Annotated in this window: 21 protein-coding genes and 1 riboswitch; of the genes, 12 read left to right on the top strand and 9 right to left on the bottom strand. The window is 70.3% G+C overall.

The features are described from left to right. Positions 1-9: 9 nt before the first annotated feature. The 5 genes from SOM19_RS05495 (at position 10) to SOM19_RS05475 (ending at position 5,070) form a co-directional block, all read left to right on the top strand. Entirely contained in the window at positions 10-1,320 is a 1,311-nt protein-coding gene (locus SOM19_RS05495; protein WP_320485542.1) for a YihY/virulence factor BrkB family protein, read from the top strand. 51 nt (positions 1,321-1,371) lie between these two features. Continuing rightward, positions 1,372-2,220, top strand: a complete 849-nt coding sequence (locus SOM19_RS05490) for an exodeoxyribonuclease III (protein WP_320485541.1) — start codon at positions 1,372-1,374, stop codon at positions 2,218-2,220. A 66-nt stretch (positions 2,221-2,286) separates the two neighbouring features. Continuing rightward, complete coding sequence (trpS, locus tag SOM19_RS05485; protein ID WP_320485540.1) at positions 2,287-3,291, top strand: tryptophan--tRNA ligase; 1,005 nt, start codon at positions 2,287-2,289, stop codon at positions 3,289-3,291. A gap of 306 nt (positions 3,292-3,597) precedes the next feature. Next, positions 3,598-4,164, top strand: coding sequence for a GNAT family N-acetyltransferase (locus tag SOM19_RS05480; protein WP_320485539.1), 567 nt, complete (start codon positions 3,598-3,600; stop codon positions 4,162-4,164). 33 nt (positions 4,165-4,197) lie between these two features. Beyond that, positions 4,198-5,070 carry an Fpg/Nei family DNA glycosylase gene (locus SOM19_RS05475; protein ID WP_320485538.1) on the top strand — a complete coding sequence of 291 codons (873 nt, stop codon included), beginning with the start codon at positions 4,198-4,200 and terminating at the stop codon, positions 5,068-5,070. Between the two features lie 6 nt (positions 5,071-5,076). Here SOM19_RS05475 and glpK read toward each other — a convergent pair whose 3' ends face one another. Further along, positions 5,077-6,627, bottom strand: a complete 1,551-nt coding sequence (gene glpK, locus SOM19_RS05470; protein WP_320485537.1) for a glycerol kinase GlpK — start codon at positions 6,625-6,627, stop codon at positions 5,077-5,079. 72 nt (positions 6,628-6,699) lie between these two features. Beyond that, positions 6,700-8,415: a glycerol-3-phosphate dehydrogenase/oxidase gene (locus tag SOM19_RS05465; protein WP_320485536.1), complete on the bottom strand. Its 1,716-nt coding sequence runs from the start codon at positions 8,413-8,415 to the stop codon at positions 6,700-6,702. Between the two features lie 80 nt (positions 8,416-8,495). On the opposite strand from SOM19_RS05465, the gene SOM19_RS05460 reads away from it, so the two are divergent. From SOM19_RS05460 to SOM19_RS05430, 7 genes are all read left to right on the top strand, one after another. Beyond that, positions 8,496-9,473: a sugar-binding transcriptional regulator gene (locus SOM19_RS05460; protein ID WP_320485535.1), complete on the top strand. Its 978-nt coding sequence runs from the start codon at positions 8,496-8,498 to the stop codon at positions 9,471-9,473. A gap of 66 nt (positions 9,474-9,539) precedes the next feature. Beyond that, positions 9,540-9,716, top strand: a riboswitch (FMN riboswitch). Between the two features lie 66 nt (positions 9,717-9,782). Further along, positions 9,783-10,826, top strand: coding sequence for a bifunctional diaminohydroxyphosphoribosylaminopyrimidine deaminase/5-amino-6-(5-phosphoribosylamino)uracil reductase RibD (ribD, locus tag SOM19_RS05455; protein ID WP_320485534.1), 1,044 nt, complete (start codon positions 9,783-9,785; stop codon positions 10,824-10,826). Continuing rightward, entirely contained in the window at positions 10,826-11,503 is a 678-nt protein-coding gene (locus SOM19_RS05450) for a riboflavin synthase (RefSeq protein ID WP_320485533.1), read from the top strand. The genes ribD and SOM19_RS05450 overlap by 1 nt, the downstream gene beginning before the upstream one ends. Further along, entirely contained in the window at positions 11,500-12,774 is a 1,275-nt protein-coding gene (gene ribA / locus SOM19_RS05445) for a GTP cyclohydrolase II (protein WP_320485532.1), read from the top strand. Before SOM19_RS05450 ends, ribA begins: the two co-directional genes overlap by 4 nt. Further along, complete coding sequence (gene ribH / locus SOM19_RS05440; protein WP_320485531.1) at positions 12,771-13,250, top strand: 6,7-dimethyl-8-ribityllumazine synthase; 480 nt, start codon at positions 12,771-12,773, stop codon at positions 13,248-13,250. Before ribA ends, ribH begins: the two co-directional genes overlap by 4 nt. Positions 13,251-13,314: 64 nt before the next feature. Next, positions 13,315-13,668, top strand: coding sequence for a Fe-S protein (locus tag SOM19_RS05435; RefSeq protein ID WP_320485530.1), 354 nt, complete (start codon positions 13,315-13,317; stop codon positions 13,666-13,668). 236 nt (positions 13,669-13,904) lie between these two features. Beyond that, the gene (locus SOM19_RS05430; RefSeq protein ID WP_320485529.1) at positions 13,905-15,389 is read left to right on the top strand and encodes an MFS transporter; all 1,485 of its coding nucleotides are present in this window, start codon (positions 13,905-13,907) and stop codon (positions 15,387-15,389) included. Here the strand turns inward: SOM19_RS05430 and SOM19_RS05425 are convergent. The 7 genes from SOM19_RS05425 to SOM19_RS05395 all read right to left on the bottom strand — a co-directional run bounded on the left by SOM19_RS05425 (position 15,347) and on the right by SOM19_RS05395 (position 20,830). Then, positions 15,347-16,078 carry a DUF4166 domain-containing protein gene (locus SOM19_RS05425; protein WP_320485528.1) on the bottom strand — a complete coding sequence of 244 codons (732 nt, stop codon included), beginning with the start codon at positions 16,076-16,078 and terminating at the stop codon, positions 15,347-15,349. The two genes, SOM19_RS05430 and SOM19_RS05425, sit on opposite strands and share 43 nt — an antisense overlap. Further along, positions 16,075-16,773, bottom strand: coding sequence for a DUF4166 domain-containing protein (locus SOM19_RS05420; RefSeq protein WP_320485527.1), 699 nt, complete (start codon positions 16,771-16,773; stop codon positions 16,075-16,077). Before SOM19_RS05420 ends, SOM19_RS05425 begins: the two co-directional genes overlap by 4 nt. Next, positions 16,770-17,381 (bottom strand): SRPBCC family protein, encoded by a 612-nt coding sequence (locus SOM19_RS05415; RefSeq protein ID WP_320485526.1) that lies wholly within the window; start codon positions 17,379-17,381, stop codon positions 16,770-16,772. The genes SOM19_RS05420 and SOM19_RS05415 overlap by 4 nt, the downstream gene beginning before the upstream one ends. After that, the gene (locus SOM19_RS05410) at positions 17,378-18,055 is read right to left on the bottom strand and encodes a TetR/AcrR family transcriptional regulator (protein ID WP_320485525.1); all 678 of its coding nucleotides are present in this window, start codon (positions 18,053-18,055) and stop codon (positions 17,378-17,380) included. The genes SOM19_RS05415 and SOM19_RS05410 overlap by 4 nt, the downstream gene beginning before the upstream one ends. 101 nt (positions 18,056-18,156) lie before the next feature. Then, the gene (locus SOM19_RS05405; RefSeq protein ID WP_320485524.1) at positions 18,157-18,978 is read right to left on the bottom strand and encodes an ABC transporter permease; all 822 of its coding nucleotides are present in this window, start codon (positions 18,976-18,978) and stop codon (positions 18,157-18,159) included. Next, positions 18,975-19,892 (bottom strand): ABC transporter permease, encoded by a 918-nt coding sequence (locus SOM19_RS05400; protein WP_414683626.1) that lies wholly within the window; start codon positions 19,890-19,892, stop codon positions 18,975-18,977. The genes SOM19_RS05405 and SOM19_RS05400 overlap by 4 nt, the downstream gene beginning before the upstream one ends. Beyond that, positions 19,889-20,830, bottom strand: coding sequence for an ABC transporter ATP-binding protein (locus SOM19_RS05395; protein ID WP_320485523.1), 942 nt, complete (start codon positions 20,828-20,830; stop codon positions 19,889-19,891). The genes SOM19_RS05400 and SOM19_RS05395 overlap by 4 nt, the downstream gene beginning before the upstream one ends. Positions 20,831-20,853 lie beyond the last annotated feature (23 nt).

Raw genomic sequence — 20,853 nt, 5'->3', positions numbered from 1 at the left:
TCTGACAGCGTGACGCACACTCCCCCGCCGGACGCGCGTGCGGCAGCCGATGCCGCGCAGCGCGAGGAGGAGTCGCTGCGGGAGCGCTGGGAGGCGACGGAGACCAGCCTGCGCCAGCGGTTCGACGCCCCGATCAGCCGCGCGACCCACATCACCCAGGTGACGATGGCCTGGTTCCCGGTGCGGGTCTGGCGACACTTCCTCATCGAGAACGGCTTCCTGCTCGGCGCGGGCGTGAGCTACGTCGCGCTGTTCGCCAGCTTCGCCGCGATCTACGTGGCCTTCGCGATCGCCGGTCTGTGGCTGGGCGGCAGCGAGGACGCGGTCAACGGCCTCATCGAACTCATCAACAGCTACATCCCCGGACTCATCGCCGACGACAGCGCCTTCGCCACCCCCGACATGGTGCAGGAGATCGCGTCGCAGAACGCCGAGGTGCTGGGCTGGACGGGCATCATCGCCCTCGGCGCGCTCATCTGGACCGCCATCGACTGGGTCACCTACTCCCGCCGCGCGGTGCGCGTGCTGTTCGCCATCCCTCCCGACCGGCGCAGCTACGTTTTCCTCAAGGCGCGCGACTTCCTGGCGGCGCTCATCTTCGGCGCGGCCCTCATCGTCGGCTTCGCACTGAGCTCGATCGGCACGCTCGCCCTGGACTGGCTCTTCTCGCTGCTCAGGTGGCCGAGCGCCACGGGACTCGTCAACATCGGCGTGCGCACGGGGTCGGCCTTCATCGGGTTCGCCATCACCTCAGCCGCGTTGGCGGGGCTCTTCAGATTCCTCACGGGCACGAAGCTGCCGTGGCGGCGGATCTGGCCGGGGGCGATGCTGGGCGGCCTCGGGATCTCGGTCCTCCAGCTCGGCGCGGGGCTGCTGCTGAGCTACACGCCGTCGAACCCGCTGCTGGCCACTTTCGCCGTGTTCATCGGGATGCTGCTGTGGTTCCGGCTCATCGGCATCGTGATGCTCGTCGCCGCCGCGTGGATCGCGGTCGCCGCGAAGGACCGGGATGTCGTGCTCCTGGCCCCCACCGAGGCGGAGCGGCTCGCGGCCGAGCACTCCGCGCTGCTCATCGCAGCCCAGGTGCGGCTCCGCACCGCGAAAGAGGCGCGGGAGCAGGCACCCTGGTACCGGACGTGGGCCGCAGACCGGGCCTTGCGCGAGGCGCAGGACGAGCTGCGGGAAGTGGAGGCGGCCACACCGGCACCCGTTGCCCGGGTGTCTCCGCTCGCTCCCGTCGTGAAACCGGGGAAGCCCACGAAGCGGGCGCCGGCGGCTGCGGGGACCGCGACGACCAACCACGGCCGCGACCTCACGTGAGGCCCTGCGCCGCGCGGCGACGTGTCGGAGCTCGCGGATAGGCTGGCGGGCGTGCCACGCCGAGTTCGCATCGCCTCTGTCAACGTCAACGGAATCCGCGCCGCTACGCGCAAGGGAATGATCGAGTGGCTGGATGCCGCCGACGTCGACGTGCTCGCCCTGCAGGAGGTGCGCGCCACCCTCGACGAGGTGCGGGCCGTGCTCCCCGGCTGGGAGCTCGTGAACGACGAAGCGCTCGCCAAGGGCCGCGCCGGGGTGGCGATCGCGACGCGGATGCCGGCGGTCGACGTCCGACGCGTCCTCGGGCCCGAGCCGCTCGACTCCGCCGGGCGCTGGATCGAGGCCGACCTCGACATCGACGGAGAGCGGCTCACCGTCGTGAGCGCGTACGTGCACACGGGCGAGGCGGAGACCCCGCGACAGGACGCGAAGTGGGCGTTCCTCGATGCGATGGAGAAGCGGATGCCGCAGCTCGAGCAGGCATCGCCCCTCTCGCTGATCATGGGCGACCTGAACGTCGGCCACCGCGAGCTCGACATCCGCAACTGGAAGGGCAACGTCAAGAAGGCCGGCTTCCTGCCCCGCGAGCGCGCCTATTTCGACCGCTTCCTCGGTCCGGCAGGCGAGCCCGTGACCGGCGTCGACGGCTCGGTCGGCACCGGCCTGGGCTGGGTGGATGTCGGACGCGTCGCGCACGGCGACGTCGACGGCCCGTACACCTGGTGGTCGATGCGCGGACGCGCCTTCGACAACGACAGCGGCTGGCGGATCGACTACCACCTGGCGACGCCGGCCCTGGCGCAGCGCTCTTCCAACTACGAGGTCGTGCGTGCGCCGTCGTGGGACACCCGCTGGAGCGACCACTCCCCCGTCGTCGCCGAGTACCTGATCGGGGCCTGAGCCGACTCGGACGCATCATGCCGGCGCGGCCGGGGCGCGGCATCCGCTCACCCGTAGGATTGTCGGATGACCAAACCGCGCCTCTATTCCGGCATGCAGCCCTCGGCCGATTCCCTCCAGATCGGCAACTACATCGGGGCTCTCATGCAGTGGCGCGATCTGCAAGAGGCCTACGACGCGGTCTTCTCCGTCGTCGACCTGCACGCCCTCACGCAGCCGAACGACCCGGCCGAGCTCCGCGAGAAGACGCGCCGGACGGCCGCGCAGTACATCGCCGCCGGCATCGAGCCCTCGAAGTCGACGCTGTACGTTCAGTCCCACGTTCCGGCTCACGCCGAGCTCGCCTGGATCCTCTCCACGGTCACCGGCTTCGGCGAGGCCGGGCGCATGACGCAGTTCAAGGACAAGTCGCAGCGCTACGGCGCCGAGGCGACCTCGGTCGGGCTCTTCACCTACCCCGTGCTGATGGCGGCCGACATCCTGCTCTATCAGACCGACATCGTCCCGGTCGGCGACGACCAGAAGCAGCACGTCGAGCTCACCCGCGATCTCGCCGAGCGGTTCAACAGCCGCTACGGCCAGACCTTCGCGGTGCCGACGCCGGTGATCCAGAAGGACACCGCGCGCATCTTCGACCTGCAGAATCCCACCGCGAAGATGTCGAAGTCGGCCGAGTCGGATGCCGGCGTGCTGTGGCTGCTCGATGAGCCGTCCAAGAGCGCCAAGAAGATCATGCGCGCCGTGACCGACAGCGAGGGCTCGGTGCGCTACGACCGGGAGAACAAGCCCGGGGTGTCGAACATGCTGGTGATCTACGCCGCCCTCACCGGGAGGCAGATCCCGGCGCTCGAGGACGAGTACGCCGGCCGCGGGTACGGCGACTTCAAGAAGGGACTCGCCGAGGTCGTGGTCGAGGAATTCGGGCCCGTGCGTCAGCGGGCGCTCGAGCTGCTCGACGACCCCGCCGAGCTCGACCGCGCGCTCGCCCTCAACGCCGCCAAGGCCGAGGCCGTCGCCAACCGCACGCTGGGCGACGTGTACGACAAGGTCGGGCTCCTCCGCCGCGCCTGAAGGCCCCTTCCCGTCGCCACTCCCACACCTCGAGTCGCCACAACACGCCGACTTCCGCGGCCCGCATCCGGCGTGTCTTGGCGACTCACGAGAGGGCAGCGCACGCCTGCACGCCCCCGCACATCGAGTCGCCAGAACACGCCGACCCCGGCCGCCCGCATCCGGCGTGTCTTGGCGACTCACGAGAGGGCAGCGCACGCCTGCACGCCCCCACACTCGAGTCGCCAGAACACGCCGACCCCGGCCACCCGCATCCGGCGTGTCTTGGCGACTCACAAGCGGGCACCCCGGCTCTAGGCTGGCCCGATGGAACCGGTGATCCTGCGCACAGAGCGGCTCGAGCTGTCGCTTCCCGTCGAGGCCGATGTCGACGCCATCTATGCGGCGTGCCAGGACCCGGGCATCCAGCGCTACACGCCCGTCCCCTTCCCCTACGAGCGCACGCACGCCGACGGGTTCGTCCGGCAGATCCCGAAGGACTGGGAGGCCGGCCAGAACCTGACGTGGGGCATCCACGAGGCCGGCGCGCTCGTGGGCACGATCGGCGTCTATCGGGTCGACGGCATGGGCAACGGCGAGCTGGGCTACTGGGTCGCTCCCGAGGCGCGCGGCGGCGGCCGCCTGGTCGAAGCCGCCCACGCCGTGATCGACTGGGCGTTCAGCCCGGACGGACTCGGCCTCACCCGCATGGAGTGGCGGGCCGTGGTGGGCAACGTCGCCTCCGCGCGGGCGGCGAGCCGTCTGGGCTTCCGCTACGAGGGACTGCTGCGACAGGCTCTCGCGAACACGAAGCACCGCGACGACGGCTGGATCGCCGCCCTCCTCGTGACGGACGACCGGATGCCGCAGCCCTGGCCGGTGCTCGAGGACTGACACACCGTCGGCACCACGTGGCAGGATGGCCGCATGCCGGAGATGCCCGAGGTCCAGGGTCTCGTCGAGTTCCTCCGCGGACGGCTGACGGGGCTCGAGGTCACACGTGTCTCGGTGGCGAACATCGCCGCGCTCAAGACGTACGATCCGCCCGTCGATGCGCTGGTCGGCGCCCGCATCGAGAGCGTCGCGCGCCATGGCAAGTTCCTCGACCTGGCGACGACGGGGACGGATGCCGCGCCCCACCTCGTGTTCCACCTAGCCAAAGCCGGCTGGCTCCGGTTCTACGAGCAGCTGCCGGCCACGATCATCCGCCCCGGCAAGACGCCGATCGCCCTGCGCGTCGCGCTGTCCGACGGCTCGGGGTTCGATCTGACCGAGGCGGGCACGAAGAAGTCGCTCGCCGTCTACGTGGTGCGCGATCCCGCCGATGTCCCCGGCATCGCGCGGCTCGGTCCCGACCCCCTGGACGACGGTTTCACCCGCGACACGCTCGCCGGGCTCCTGGCCGGTCGCCGCACGCAGATCAAGGGTGTGCTGCGCGACCAGTCGACGATCGCCGGCGTGGGCAACGCCTACTCCGATGAGATCCTGCACGCGGCGAAGATGTCGCCCTACGCGCTGGCGTCGAGCCTCGAAGACGCCGACGTGGACCGGCTCTTCGACGCGATGACCGAGACGCTGGCCGAGGCGGTGGCCGAGGCATCCGGCAAGCCCCCTGCCGAGCTGAAAGACGCCAAACGGCGCGGCATGCAGGTGCACGGGCGGCGTGGGCAGACCTGCCCTGTCTGCGGCGACGAGGTGCGCAGCGTGTTCTTCGCCGACAACTCGCTGGAGTACTGCCCGACCTGTCAGACGGGCGGCAAGATCCTCGCCGACCGCCGGCTCTCGCGCCTGCTCAAGTAGGAGCGCTCACCGGCCGGTCGTGCCCATGAGCGTGCGGGCGTCGTCGTCGACCCAGTCCAGCGACTTCGACACGGCCTTCTTCCAGAGCCGGTAGCGGCGTTCGCGCTCGTCCTCCGGCATCCGAGGTTCGAAGCGCACGTCCTCCTGCCAGTGGGCGCGCAGCGAGTCGCGGTCGCTCCACACGCCGGTCGCGAGCCCGGCCGCGTACGCCGCGCCGAGGGCCGTCGTCTCGACGACCTTCGGACGCACCACGGGCACGCCGAGGATGTCGGCCTGGAACTGCATGAGGGCGTCGTTGCGGGTCATGCCGCCGTCGACCCGCAGCTCGTCAGGCGTGCGGCCCGTGTCGGCGACGACGGCCTCGATGACGTCACGCGTCTGGAAGGCCGTCGACTCGAGGGCGGCTCGAGCGATGTGCCCCTTGTTCACGTAGCGCGTCATCCCGACCAGTGCGCCCCGGGCATCGGACCGCCAGTACGGCGCGAAGAGGCCCGAGAAGGCCGGGACGAAGTACGCGCCGCCGTTGTCGGAGACCGTGGCGGCGAGCGTCTCGATGTCTTCGGAGCGCTGGATGATGCCGAGGTTGTCGCGCAGCCACTGCACGAGCGAGCCGGTGACCGCGATCGACCCCTCGAGTGCGTAGCGGGCGGGCTCGTCGCCGGAGCGATAGGCCACCGTCGTGATGAGGCCGCTGCCCGAGCGGACGATCTCGGTGCCCGTGTTGACGAGCAGGAAGTTGCCGGTGCCGTAGGTGTTCTTCGACTCGCCCGCCTCGAACGCCGCCTGGCCGAAGGCCGCGGCCTGCTGGTCGCCCAGGATGCCGGCGATCGGGGTGCCGTGCAGCACATCGGGGAGCTGCGACGTGCCGACCACCTCGGAGGAGGAGCGGATCTCGGGCATCATCGAGCGCGGGATGCCCCAGACGGCCAGCAGCTCGTCGGACCAGTCGAGTGTGCGCAGGTCCATCAGGAGCGTGCGCGACGCATTGGTCACGTCGGTCACGTGGATACCGCCGCGCGCGCCGCCCGTGAGGTTCCAGATCACCCAGGTGTCGGGCGTGCCGAACACGAGGTGTCCCGCGTCCGCGGCCGCGCGCGCCCCCGGAACCTGCTCGAGGATCCAGGCGATCTTCGAGGCCGAGAAGTAGGTGGCGAGCGGGAGGCCGGTGGTCTCGGTGAAGCGAGCGGTGCCGTCGCCGGCCCCACCCTCGGCCGCGAGCTCGTCGATACGAGGCTGGGTGCGGGTGTCCTGCCAGACGAGCGCGTTGTACACGGGCCGACCGGTGCGGCGGTCCCACACGATCGCCGTCTCGCGCTGGTTGGTCACGCCGACGGCGGCGACATCCGAGGCGTCGACCCCCGCGCGAGAGAGGCACGAGGCCACCACCCATTCGGTGTTGGTCCAGATCTCCACGGGGTCGTGCTCGACCCACCCGGCGCGGGGGAAGACCTGCTCGTGCTCGCGCTGCGCGACGGAGACGACCGCGCCCGCGGAGTCGAACACGATCGCCCGTGTCGAGGTCGTGCCCTGATCGATCGCCAGAACGTGATCGGCCACGCCGGCTCCTTCCTCGCGGGCGGCATCGCCCGCATGCATCGCCGGCGCTCCAGGAGCTCGGCTGCGGTCAGGCTATCGCGCGGCGCGCGACGACTCGGTCCGGGCGGGGTCGGCCGCGTGCACCTTCGCGAGACCGCGCTCGACTTCGGCCGCGATCCGCGCGTCGTCCCAGCCCAGCTCCGGGGCGATCGCCGCGGCGATCTCGGCACAGGCCTCCGGCGACGCGTCGCCGACGAAGGCCAGGCTGGTGCGGCGCATGAGCAGGTCGTCGAGGTGGACGACATCCTCGCTGCGGGCGACATGGCGCAGCTCCGCCGTGCTGAAGCCGGGCACGAGCTCGAGCGTCGCGTCGTCGGGGTCATCCACGATCGCCGCGATCACCGCGGTGGCCACGGTGCCGTAGCGGTCGAGCAGCGTGGCCACGCGTGCGGCAGGCAGACCCTCGGCGTGCCCGGCGATCCACTGCTGCCGCGCGCGCTCGGTCACCGGGAAGCCGCTGCCGCCTCCGATCGCGAGCCCTCTGGTGGAGCGCCGGCGCGGCCGCGCGAGCAGGTGCAGCACCCGGTCCGCGAGGTGCTCGGCCGAGGCGCGGAACGTGGTCCACTTGCCTCCGACGAGGCTCAGCACCGTGGCATCCCCGCCCGGAAGCGGCGCTGACTCGACCCGGTAGTCGCGCGAGACGAAGCCCGGCGCCAGTTCGCCGTGCCCCGGCAGCGGACGGACGCCTGCGAACCGGAAGACGATCTGCGACCGCTCGACGACGACCTCGGGCAGCACCTGGCCGATGAGGTCGATGAAGTAGTCGACCTCCGCCTCGGTGCACACGATCTCGTCGCCCATGTCGTGCTCGAGATCCGTCGTGCCCACGAGCACGCGTCCCTTGAGCGGGTAGATGAGCACGATGCGGCCGTCGGCGTTCTCGAAGAACAGCTCCCGCCCGCCGGTCGCGGCGAGGAGCGCGGGGTTGTCGAGCACGATGTGCGATCCCTTGGTGCCGCCCATGTAGCGGGTGGGGTCGCCGAGAGCGAGATTCGTGAGGTCGGTCCACGGCCCGGTGGCGTTGACGATGACGGATGCCGCGAACGCCACCTCGCGCCCCGAGACCATGTCGCGCAGCAGCACGCGGCCGTCCGCGACCCCGACGGCGGCGGTGTAGTTGGCCGCGCGGGCGTGGTCGCCGCCGGAGGCGCGGCCGTCGCGGAGCACATCGATCGCGAGCCGCTCGGGATCGTGGAGCGAGGCATCCCAGTACGTCGCGGTGTACTTGACGCCGGGATTGAGATCGGGCAGCTCCTGCAGCGAGCGCTTGCGTCCTCGGAAGGTGTGCCGCGGCACACGGCCGCCGCCCCGCGAGAACGAGTCGTAGATGACGAGGCCGATCTTGATGAGCGCCGCGCCGCGCTCGCGGTGCCCGCCGCCGCCGTGGCGGAGGAACCGGAGCGGGGCGCTCAGCACGCCGGAGAAGGTGGAGAAGATCGGGATCGTCGTCTGCAGCGGCCGCACGTAGTGGGGCGCCATGCGCAGGAGGGCGTTGCGCTCGGTGACCGCTTCATGGACGAGGCGGAACTCGCCGTTCTCCAGATAGCGGATGCCGCCGTGGATCATGTGCGACGACGCGGCAGAGGCGCCGCTGATGAAATCGTCCCGCTCCACGAGGGCGACATCGACGCCCTGCAGCGCCAGGTCGCGGAAGGTCGCCAGGCCGTTGATGCCCCCGCCGACGATCAGCACGTCCGCGTAGGGACGCTCCGCCACCGCGTCGAATCCTCGTTCCGTGGCCCCGGCCATTGCGATCCCCTGTCGTGGTCGTCGTCGTTCGCTGATCCCATGATGGCATCGGTGGACGTACTTGCAGGCCGAATGCACATATGTGCAAGACTCGTGCCGTGGATGATCTCTCCGACGCCAGGACGGTGCAGCGCGCGCTCACCGCGGCCCACCTGTACTACGTCCAGGACCGCACCATGGAGGCCATCGCGCGCGAACTCGACACCTCGCGCTCGACGGTGTCGCGGCTCCTGAGCCAGGCGCGCGCCAGCGGGATCGTCGACATCCGCATCCGCTCCCCGTTCGCCGCTCCCCAGCTGCTCGAGGAGCACCTCGCCGAGCGGTTCGGCGTCACGGCGCACGTCGTCCCCGTGCCCGACGACGCCAACGAGGTCGACCGCCTCGAGCGCGTCGCCGTCGCCGCGGCACACCTGCTCAACGAGCTCGTGCAGGCCGACATGACGGTCGGGGTCGCGTGGGGCTCGACCACGGCGGCGATCAGCCGTCGCCTCGTCCCCAAGACGGTCCACGGCACGACCTTCGTGCAGCTGAACGGCTCGGGCAACACGCACACCACCGGCCTCCTCTACGCGAGCGAGATCCTGAGCCGCTTCGCCACGGCCTACGGCGGCAGCGCCCAGCAGTTCCCCGTGCCCGCCTTCTTCGACGATCCCCGCACCAAGCGCGCGATGTGGCGCGAGCGCAGCACCCGGCGCATCCTCACGATGCAGGCCGCGATGGACCTCGTGGTGTTCAGCACGGGATCCGCCGACTCCCGTGTGCCCAGCCATGTCTACTCGGGCGGCTATCTCGAGGCGCAGGAGCTGTCGGCGCTCGACAGCGAGGGCGTCGTCGGCGACGTCGCGACGGTGTTCTTCCGCGCCGACGGGTCGAGCGACGGCATCGCGCTCAACGACCGCGCGACGGGTCCCCACTTCGACGTCCTCCGGCGCGTCCCCCGCCGGGTGTGCGTCGTCTCGGGGGTGTCCAAGGTCTCGAGTCTGCGCGGCGCTCTCGCGGCGGGACTGGCGACCGACCTCGTCGTGGACGAGACGGTGGCGCGGGCCCTGTCGGAGTAGCGCTCCGTTTCATTCCGAGACATGGAATGATTCCCCCCATCCCGCGTTGACTACACTCAGAGCATCAACGTGCTCCGGGGTCGGTGAGAATCCGAACCGGCGGTGACAGTCCGCGAGCCAAGGCATCAGCATCCGATCCGGATGCCGCCGCGGCCGATCCGGTGGAATTCCGGGACCGACGGTGGTGCGACGGAGATCTGCAGGCAGAGATCCGTCGCTAGTCCGGATGGGAGGCAGCACGGGCGGCGTCACGCGCGCCGTCGACTTCCCGTACCCCGGAACACCGCGAGGTGAAGACAGGGGACACGGATGACGGCGACACGTGCAGAGCACGACGCGATGCGTCGCGCACTCGCGCTCGCCCTCCGCGGACCCCGCGGCGTGAACCCCCAGGTCGGGGCGATCATCCTCTCCGCCGCCGGCGACATCCTGGCCGAGGGCTGGCATCGCGGCGCGGGCACGCCCCACGCCGAGGTCGACGCCCTCTCGCGGCTCGATCCCGGGGCGGCAGCCGGCGCGACGGCGATCGTCACGCTGGAACCCTGCAACCACACCGGTCGCACCGGTCCGTGCGCCGAGGCCCTCATCCGGGCCGGCGTCGGACGCGTCGTGTACGCCATCGCCGACCCGAATGCCGTGTCGGCGGGCGGCGGCGAGCGCCTCACGGCGGCCGGGGTCGACGTGGAGTCCGGCCTCCTCGCCGATGAGGCCCATGCCCTCCTCGACTCGTGGCTGACGGTCCAGCGGCTCGGCCGCCCGCACGTCACCGTCAAGTGGGCTCAGAGCCTCGATGGCCGGGCCGCGGCATCCGACGGCACCAGCCAGTGGATCACCGGCCCTGTGGCGCGCGCCGATGTGCACCGCCGCCGCGCTCAGGCCGACGCCATCGTCGTCGGAACGGGCACGGTGATCGCCGACGACCCCGCCCTCACCGCCCGAGCGGAGGACGGCTCGATGTACGAGCAGCAGCCGGTGCCCGTCGTGCTCGGCGAGCGAGCGGTGCCCGCGGATGCCGCGGTGCGGCGCCATCCCAAGGACCTGCTGCAGTACCCCGGCGACCTCACCACCGCGCTCGCCGACCTGCAGCGCCGCGGAGTGCACCGCGTCTTCGTCGAGGGCGGGCCGAGCGTCGCCGCGTCCTTCGTGCGCGCCGGGCTCGCCGACGAGTTCCTCGTCTACGTGGCTCCCGCGCTGCTCGGCGGCGACATGCTCGCGCTGCGCGACCTGGGTGTCGCGACCATCGACGACGCCCTGCGCCTCTGGGTGACGAGCGTCGACCGACTGGGTGAGGACCTGCTCATCGTCGGAACCCCCCGCCACGCAGAGGCATCGAACGAACAAGGAGACAGCTGATGTTCACCGGGATCGTCGAGGAGATCGGCCAGGTCACCGCCGTCGAGGCGTCGGGCGACGGCGTGCGCGTCACCGTCCGGGCGCCGAAAGCCGTCTCGGATGCCGCGCACGGCGATTCCATCTCGGTCAGCGGCGTATGCCTCACCGTCGTCGACCAGGGCGGTGACTGGTTCACCGCCGACGTCATGCGGCAGACCCTCGACATGTCGACGCTCCAGGGCGTCTCCGCCGGTCGCCCGGTCAACCTCGAGCGCGCCACCGTCGCGCACGGCCGGCTCGGCGGGCACATCGTCCAGGGCCACATCGACGGCACCGGCGAGCTCCTCGAGGTGCGCCCCGGCGCCGAGTGGCGCGTGCTGCGCGTCGGCCTGCCCGCCGCCCTGGCGCCGCTCGTCGTCGACAAGGGCTCGATCGCCGTCGACGGCGTCTCGCTCACGGTCAGCGCCGCGAGCCCCGCCGTCCCCCCGGACGGCGTGCACTGGTTCGAGGTGTCGCTCATCCCCGAGACGCTCGAGGCGACGACGCTCGGTGCGCGGCAGCCCGGCGACCGCGTCAACCTCGAGACCGACATCCTCGCGCGCCACGTGCAGCGCCTTCTCGCCTTCACTCCCGCGGCATCCGCCGCGCCCGATCTGCCCGCGGCCGCCGCCGCACCGACGGAAGGAGGCTCGGCATGAGCCTTTCCACCATCCCCGAGGCCCTCGACGCCATCCGCGCCGGGAAGCCGGTCATCGTCGCCGACGATGAGAACCGCGAGAACGAGGGCGACGTCATCCTGTCCGCCCAGCTCGCGACCCCCGAGTGGATCGCCTGGACGGTTCGCTGGTCCAGCGGCTTCATCTGCGCGCCGATGCCCGCGGACTGGGCGGACCGCCTCGACCTCCCGCCCATGGTCGAGGTCAATCAGGATGCGCGGGCCACGGCGTACACGGTGAGCGTCGACGCGGCCGACCGGGTCTCCACCGGCATCAGCGCGACCGACCGGGCGCACACGCTCAACGTGCTGGCCGATCCGGACTCCACCCCGAGCAGCGTCATCCGCCCGGGCCACATCCTGCCGCTGCGGGCCGTAGACGGCGGAGTGCGCGAGCGCGGCGGCCACACCGAGGCGGCCGTCGAGCTCATGCGGCTCGCCGGCGTGCACCCGGTCGGCGCCATCGCCGAGGTCGTGGCCGAGGACGGCTCGATGATGCGGCTCCCCGGGCTCATCGAGCTCGGCGCCCGCGACGGCGTGCACGTCATCACGATCGAGCAGCTCGTCGCCTATCTGAACGAGCACGAGCCGGTCGAGGCATCCGCTCATCAGCCCCACAAGCGCCGCGTCAGCCTGCGCGCCGAAGCGCTCGTCCCCACTGCCCACGGCGAGTTCCGCTTCCTGGCGTACAAGGACCGCGTCACCGGCACCGATCATCTCGCGGTGATCTCCGGGGAGATCGGCGAGACGCCCCTCGTCCGCGTGCACTCGGAGTGCCTGACCGGTGAGGCCTTCGACTCGCTCAAGTGCGAGTGCGGCCCCCAGCTCGATGCCGCGCTCGACGCGATCGAGCAGGACGGCGGCATCGTCATCTACATGCGCGGCCACGAGGGCCGGGGCATCGGGCTCATCAACAAGCTGCGGGCCTATTCGCTGCAGGAGCGGGGCCTCGACACCGTCGACGCCAATCTCGCTCTCGGCCTTCCCGCCGACGCCCGTGACTACGCCGCGGCGGCGGGCATCCTGGCCGACCTCGGGGTCGACAGCGTGCGGCTCCTCACCAACAACGCCGACAAGGTGAAGCAGCTGCGCGACTTCGGCCTCGACATCGTCGAGCAGGTGCCGCTGCTGGTCGGCGTCGGTCCGAACAACCACCAGTACCTGGCCACCAAGCGCGACCGCATGGGTCACCTCATCGACGAGGCCGAGCTCGCCGACGCCGTCGCCCAGATGCACGAAGGAGCAGAGCGTTGAGCGGCAAGGGAGCACCCCAGGTCACCGGTCCCGTCGACGGCACGGGCCTCGACGTCGTCGTGATCGCGGGCACGTGGCACGAGGTCATCACGGACGGGCTCATCGCGGGGTCGCAGCGCGCGCTCGAGGGCGCCGGTGCGTCCTGGCGTCTGGTGCGCGTGCCCGGCTCCTTCGAGCTGCCCGTCGCGGCGAAGGCGGCGCTCGAGGCGGGGGCCGATGCGGTCGTGGCGCTCGGCGTCATCATCCGCGGCGGCACGCCCCACTTCGAATTCGTCTCCTCGGCGGCGACCGACGGACTCACCCGCGTGGCGCTCGACAGCGGCAAGCCGGTCGGCTTCGGCGTGCTCACGCTCGACGACGAGGCACAGGGCATCGCGCGCGCCGGACTCCCGGGGTCGATCGAGGACAAGGGCTTCGAGGCAGCGGATGCCGCGATCCGCACCGCCCTCGTGCTGCGCGAACTCCGCGCGAGCTGAGACCAGAGAGAGGTGAGGCGCACCTTGGTGGCGTCCGGGGCCTGACAGGCCTACCGTGACGTCCATGGAGTTCCTGCGCCACCTCGTCCTGCTCTTCCACCTCGTCGGCTTCGCCATCCTCTTCGGAGCGTGGGTCGTCGAGCTCGTCAACGGCCACCGCGGCATCACGCGCCTCATGAACTGGGGTCTGGCGATCGCGGGCCTCGCGGGCCTGATCCTCGCCGCCCCGTGGGGCATCGACTACGAGCTCAACTACGTCAAGATCGGCGTCAAGCTCGTGATCCTCGTCGCCATCGGCGCGCTGCTCGGCATCGGGGCCGGCCGCCAGCGCAAGGCCGGGTCGGTTCCGCCCGCCATCTTCTGGTCGATCGGCGTGCTGACGCTCGCGAACGCTGCGATCGCGGTCCTCTGGCGCTGACGCCCCGAGCAGAGAACACGAGCGGATGCCGCGGCCCCAGGTCGCGGCATCCGCTCGTTCTGAACCCGGCGGGCCCCCTTGCCGTACGCCCGCATAGACTTGATCCTCGTGCCCGGGTGAACCAGACCCGGGCGACGGTGACCCAGCGCAGAGCCGCCTGACGCGTCACCCCGCGTCCGGCGACAGCCCACCGCACGTCCCACGAGGATGCTCCGCCACGCGTTCTACAGGTACTCATGTCTTCCCCCACTGCCTCCGCACCCACTCCCACCACCGTCCCCGCGAACCCCCGCTCGCGCGTCATCACGGCGAGCCTGGTCGGCACCACGATCGAGTTCTACGACTTCTACGTCTACGCGACCGCCGCGGTGCTCGTGTTCCCGATCCTCTTCTTCCCGACCGGCAACGACACCACTGCGCTGCTCGCCTCGTTCGGCGTCTTCGGCGCGGCGATGATCGCCCGCCCTCTCGGCGCCGTGGTCTTCGGTCACTTCGGCGATCGGTTCGGCCGCAAGGCCACCCTCGTCGCGTCCCTGCTCACGATGGGTGTCGCGACATTCCTCATCGGCTGCCTCCCGACGTACGACGACATCGGCTGGTGGGCCGCCTTCCTGCTGCTGATCCTGCGGCTCGCGCAGGGCTTCGCGCTCGGCGGTGAGTGGTCGGGCGCCGCCCTGGTCGCGACCGAGAACGCGCCCGCCGGCAAGCGCGCCTGGTACGGCACCTTCCCGCAGCTGGGGGCGCCGCTCGGCTTCATCATCGCGAACTCCGTCTTCCTCGCGATCAACTTCCTGCTGCCGCATCCCGATGGCGCCGGGCAGCGATCCGCGGACTTCCTGGCCTGGGGATGGCGCGTGCCGTTCCTGTTCTCGGCCGTCATGGTGATCATCGGACTCTGGGTGCGCCTGCGTCTGGTCGAGTCCGAGACCTTCGTGAAGGCCGAGGAGAAGGGCGCGATCCGCAGGTTCCCACTGGGCACGGTGCTCCGCCGCCACTGGTGGCACCTGATCCTGGGCACGTTCATCATGCTCGCGACCTACGTGCTCTTCTACCTGATGACGAACTTCACGCTGTCGTACGGCACGAAGGCCGCCGACCTGTCCACCGCTTCGGCGGCCGCACAGGCCGCGGCGGAAGCGGCCGGCCAGCCGTTCGACGCCACCGCGTTCGCCGCGCAGTTCTACCCCGGCCTCGGCTTCGGCTACACCGACTTCGTGATCATGCAGATCATCGGCGTGGTGTTCTTCGGCATCTTCACCCTGCTGTCGGGACCGATCGCCGACTCGATCGGGCGTCGCAAGCTGCTGCTCTGGGTCACCGGGCTCATCATCGTGTTCGGCCTGACGTTCAACCTGTTCCTGCTGCCGCACGCCGACCCGAAGTTCACCGGCGCGCTCACCCAGGCGTTCCTGATCTTCGGCTTCGTGCTCATGGGGTCGACGTTCGGACCGATGGGCGCGGTGCTCCCCGAGCTGTTCCCCACGAACGTGCGCTACACGGGGTCGGCGATCTCGTACAACCTGTCGTCGATCCTGGGCGCCGCGCTGGCTCCGATCGTCGCGGTGGCGCTGTGGGCGGCCTCCGGAGGAAGCCCGTTCCTCGTCGGCCTCTACCTCTCGGCGATGGGAGTGCTGACCTTCATCGCGCTGCTCCTCGCGCCGGAGACGAAGGACATCGACTACGACGCCGACCTGGGCGTGGGAGAGACCGCGTCTCTCTGACCCCGGTCACGTGACGACCGGATGCCGCGGCCCTCCCGGGTCGCGGCATCCGTCGTCGCCGGCGGCGTCGCGCCGAGGTCGGCGATGGCGACGTGTCGGTACGAGAACGTGCCGGCATACCGGAACACCTCGCCGACGACCGGGACCGAGATGCGCACATCGACCCGCTGCGACAGACCATCGCTGCGCTCGCAGACGACGACGGTCGCGAAATGCGGCAGCGGCACACGCAGCCCGAGGACTCGCAGCGCCAGCCGGCGCGAGGTCATCGTGAGCCCGCCGTCGTGCACGACGAGTGCGAGTTCGACCTCGAGCTCGCGACCGACCCCGAGCCGATCGACGAGCGTTCCGCCCACGACACGCATCGTGTCCTCCATCTGTCGTTCGACACCCGCGAAGGCGAATGTCCGGCGCGCACTGAGGGTGCCGTCGGCGTTCGACGTGTTCACCACGCCGAGCGGCACGTCCTGCTCGTACTCCGGGAAGAGGATGCGCCGCCGCGCCAGGAGCGCGAGGGGACCCCTCAGCCACCGGCGGCGGGACCCGGCGACCTCGTACACTCCTTCACCGACGCCGGCCATGCCACGCGGAATCGGTCCGAAGTATCGCTGCAGCGCCGGATCCAGGTCGTCGAAGCGCGCACCGAGCACCCGCTGGTACACCGACGTGTCCACCCGTGGAGCGCTCATGCGCGGCGCTCGTGCCGGAGGGGCTTCAGTCGCGACGGCGCGTCGGTCGCGTCCGGAAACTCGCACCGGAACTCGCCCTCGTAGCCGAAGAGGAACCCGAAGAAGCGATTGCGCACCTCGAGCTGCACCGAATAGACGCCGCGGTCCTCGTCGTAGCGCTCCCGGAGCTCGGCCCGTCCGCTGAACAGCATGGGGAAGCGGAAGCCGAGCGGTCCCTCGTAGAATCGCTGCGCGCCGGAGCGCAGAAGGAGACTGCCGTCGGGTTCGGCGCGGAGCTCGAGGTCGACGGCCAGATGCTGATGGGTGCCCAGGTAGTCGACGATGCGCCCGTCGGGGCCTGCGATCATCGTCGCGTCGAACCGGCGCACAGCATGAGGCATCCGGTACTCGCGCACGAAAGTCACCGTCTCGCGGCGGAACGGGTCGAGGTAGGGGTGATTCTCGATCGTGAACGGCACGTGGCTGCCGACGTCGGGCACGAGGATATTGCGGAATCGCCCGATCTGCAGGAACGGGATGGTCCACCACGGACCCCGGCGGATTCTCGACATCGTGCCGCGCCCGACGCACGCGTAGCCGGACGCGAGCCCCACTCCGAAGCGCCGCTGCAGCATCGGGTGGAGACGCCCGAAGTCGTCGCCCATGGCTCGGGCGAAGAGCGATTCCGCGACGCCGTCACGCACCCCGGTGCTCATGGCGCTGCCAGCTCGCGAAGGGTCGCCGGCGCGTCATCCATCACGCGGCCGTGCGGTGCCGTCCGCACGCACCGGCTCGCGCGAGGGCGGCCCCGCCGCCAGGGCATCAGGGCCGATGCCACCGGCCAGCGTTCCGGCGGCACGTTGTCCTCCGCCCAGATGCGCAGCCGATCGAAGCTCCAGGCGGTCAGCCAGCCGACGAGCGGCCGGACCACGACATCGGCAGCGCGTCCCCAGCCCGGCGCGTAGTCGTACCCGGTACTGAACAGCACTCCGTCGGCGTCCGGCCGATAGCGCCAGTAGCCGCGTCCCGCGCCGAGGGGCGAGAGGCGTTCGGCGGTGGCGAACCGCAGGGCGGAGGTGCGCGATCCGTCCGGCCTCGAGACCTCGCCGATCGTCGTTCCCTCACCGACGATCGTGCGGCCGAGCACCCGGAGCTCGTAGCGGAACCGCGTCCCACCGCCGGCGATCGGTCCGGTCGGGGTGATCGCAGTGAAGCGCGCATCCCACCGGGGATGCAGGCCGGGATCCTGCGTGAGCTCCCACACGCGCTCGAGGGAGGCTCGGATACGGATGCCGACGTAGATGGGCGCGGGCGCACCGGTCATGCCCTCACCTCGGCGACCAGGTCGAGCAGTTCGCGGAGCGGGCGCCGGAGGAGGCGCGACCTCACGAGCGGCAGCGAGAGCTTCACCAGGCGCAGTCCGCGGTCGAGCAGCCTCAGAGTGCGCTCCTGCGCGGGCGACGAGTCGTACACCCAGAACAGCGCGAGAAGGAGATGCGCGAGCATCAGCGCCGCCGGCAGATCGTCGTGGAACTCCGCCGGCAGGCTGTCTTTAGCGCCGGCGACGGCGTCGCGAAACAGGCGGACGACGATGTCCCGCGACTCCGTCGAGTCGGCCGAGAGCGGGTTCAGCGACGACCGCGGCGACACGGCGGCCGAGAGGAATTCCGGGGCGAAGGGGTGGTACGGCCCCAGCTGCGCCAGCCCGGTGCGGAAGACGATGCCCAGCCGGTCCACGAGGTCATCGCTCGTCGCCAGAAGCGGCTCGGCCGCCGCTCGATGAGCTTCCTGCACGTCGAGATAGAGCTCCTGCACGAGGTCGTTCTTCGACGCGAAGTGGTAGTTCGTCGTGCCGACCGACACGCCCGCCTCGTGCGCGATGAGGCGGATCGTCGTCTGGTCGTAGCCGCGTTCGCGAAAAGACCGGAGCGCGACGTCGCGGATCAGCCCACGCGTGCGCTCGCTCTTGGAGAGGGGAATCGAACCAGAACTGGACATGTTCAGAAACTACTCCGAGATCTGAACATGTTCAACTAGAGGGACGGATCAAGACCCCCTGCGGACCGGGCCGCGGCATCCGTCGCCCGCTGGACGTGGAGTCAGTCGAGGAAGAGGGCCCGCAGGCGCTTCGTGGTGAACACGAGGCCGATCGCGATCATCACGACGAAGTACAGCACGTGCCACCACATCTCCGGCGTGAGGACTCCGGTCGTGAGTCCTCGCACCAGCTCCACGCCGTGCCAGAGCGGGAAGGCCATGATCACGTGCTGCACCCACTCGGGGTAGACGGTGATCGGGTACAGCGTCGCCGAGAAGAGGAACATCGGCAGCAGCACGAAGTTGATCCAGTCCATGTGCTGGAACGTCTTCATGTAGCTCGTGACCGCCATGCCGAGGCTCGCGAAGCCGAACGCGATCAGGAGCACGGCGGGGATCGCGAGGATCGCCGTCCACGCCAGGTTGAGCCCGAGGAGCTGCATGATGATCATGAAGCCCGTGGCGTACAGCAGTCCGCGCAGCAGGGCGTAGAGGATCTCACCGAGCGCGACATCCAGCGGTCCGAGCGACGTCGCGAGCATCCCCTCGTACAGCTTGCCGTAGTTGAGCTTGAAGAAGACGTTCCACGTCGAGTCGTAGATCGCCCCGTTCATCGCCGAGACGGCGAGCAGCGCCGGTGCGATGAACGCCGCGTACGAGACCTCGACGCCGCTCGATGTCTGCACGTCGCCGATGATCGAGCCGAGGCCGATGCCCATCGACGCCAGGTAGAAGACGGGTTCGAAGAAGCCCGACAGCACCACGATCCAGCTCGACGAGCGCGCGGCGATGAGGCCCCGCTGCACGACCGACTGGGGGTTGCCGGCCCACAGGGCCCGCACGCCGCCGACGCGGGTGGGGGCATCCGTCGTCACCGCGGTCATTTCGCGAGCCTCGTCTCGAACAGGCGCCGGCCGATGACCAGGCCGCCGATCGCGAGCGCCAGGAGGTAGACGACGTGCACGACGATCAGCATCGGCGGCGACGGCTGCCCGTACGTGACCACCCGGCCGAGCTCGGTGGCGTGCCAGAGCGGCGAGATCCAGCCGATCCACTGCAGCCAGAGCGGCAGCGTCGCGAGGGGATAGAACGTGCCCGAGAACAGGAACATCGGCATGAAGATGAATCGCTGCACCAGCGCGAACTGCCCTTTGTCGTCTTGGATGGTCGCGGCGTATGCCATCAGCGGAATACCGAACGACAGGCCGGCGAGAAGCGCGATGAAGGGGGCGAGCCACGCCGTGCTGAGGCGCGTGGCATCGGGTTGCAGCCAGGCGAAGAAGATCACGATGAATACGAAGTAGAGCACGACGGTCACGCCCATCCGCGCCCCGGCGCCGGCGACCACGCCGTTGGCGATCTGGCTGGACGAGATCGGCGATGCGTTGAAGCCGTAGAAGTACCGGCGCCACTTGAAGCCCGCCATGACGGGGTAGGTGAACTCCTCCGAGGCGACGGCGATCGCGGAGGTCATGAGCAGCGCCGGCGCGACGAACACGAGGTACGGGACCTCCTGGCCCCCGACGTCGATCGGGGCGTCGATCAGCGCCGCGAGCCCCACCGCGAGGCCGAGCAGATAGAGGACGGGCTGACCGAGCGCCCCGACGATGATCGTCCAGCCGTAGGCGCGCATGGCTCGCACCATGTGCTCGGTGACGTACCACGAGCCGAGGGATCGAGGCTTGCGTCCCCACTCCATCGCCTCGGCGCGGAGCTCGTCGAGGCTCGCGTCGGTCGCGGCCGCGACGGGACCCGGCGTCCGCTCCTCTCCGGCGCCGCCGGCACGGATGTCGCTCATTCGATCAGCGACCTTCCGGTGAGCCGCAGGAACACGTCCTCGAGGCTCGAGCGGCGCACGAGGCTCGTGACCGGCTCGAGACCCCGCTGCGTGACGGCCTCGAGCGCGGCCTCGCCGTTGTGCGCGTAGATGAGCACGCGGTCGGGCAGAACCTCCACTCGTTCGCCGATGCCCTCGAGCTGCGGCGCGATCTGCTGGTTGCGGTCGGAGCCGAAGCGCACCTCGAGCACCTCACGGCTGGAGTGCTCGCGGATGAGCGACGACGGGGTGCCCTCAGCCATGATGCGGCCCTTGTCGACCACGATCAGGCGATCGCAGAGCTGCTCGGCCTCGTCCATGTAGTGCGTCGTGAGCACCAGCGTGGTGCCCCGCTCCTTGAGACGGAACAGGCGATCCCACAGCACGTGGCGAGCCTGGGGGTCGAGACCCGTGGTGGGCTCGTCGAGCAGCAGGATGCGCGGATCGTTGATCAGACCCCGGGCGATGGTGAGGCGGCGCTTCATTCCGCCCGACAGCTGATCGACCTTGCTCTTGGCCTTCTCTTCGAGGGCCGCGAACGCGAGCAGCTCGTCTGCCTTCTGCGCGCACACCTTGCCCGGCAGGCCGAAGTAGCGGCCGTAGATGTAGAGGTTCTCGCGCGCGTTGAGCTCGCCGTCGAGGTTGTCCTGCTGCGGCACGACGCCGAGGCGCGATCGGATCTCGGGCCCGTACCGATCGGGGTCGAGCCCCAGGATCGACAGGTCGCCGGAGGTGCGCGTCGAGACGGCGCCGATCATCTTCATCGTCGTCGACTTGCCGGCGCCGTTCGGGCCGAGCAGGCCGAACGACTCGCCCGGGGCCACCTCGAACGACAGCCCGTCGACGGCCAGGAAGTCGGGCTTGCCTTTGATCTTGTAGGCCTTGACGAGGTTCTGGGCGTCGATGACTGGGGCGGGCACCGGACAACCCTAACGCCGTGGGC

Origin of the sequence: Microbacterium sp. CFBP9034 (genome assembly GCF_034045255.1) — a bacterium.
In the GTDB taxonomy this organism is placed as follows: Bacteria; Actinomycetota; Actinomycetes; order Actinomycetales; family Microbacteriaceae; genus Microbacterium.
Note: the sequence above shows the minus strand (reverse complement) of the source record. Positions and strands in the feature narration are given on the sequence as shown.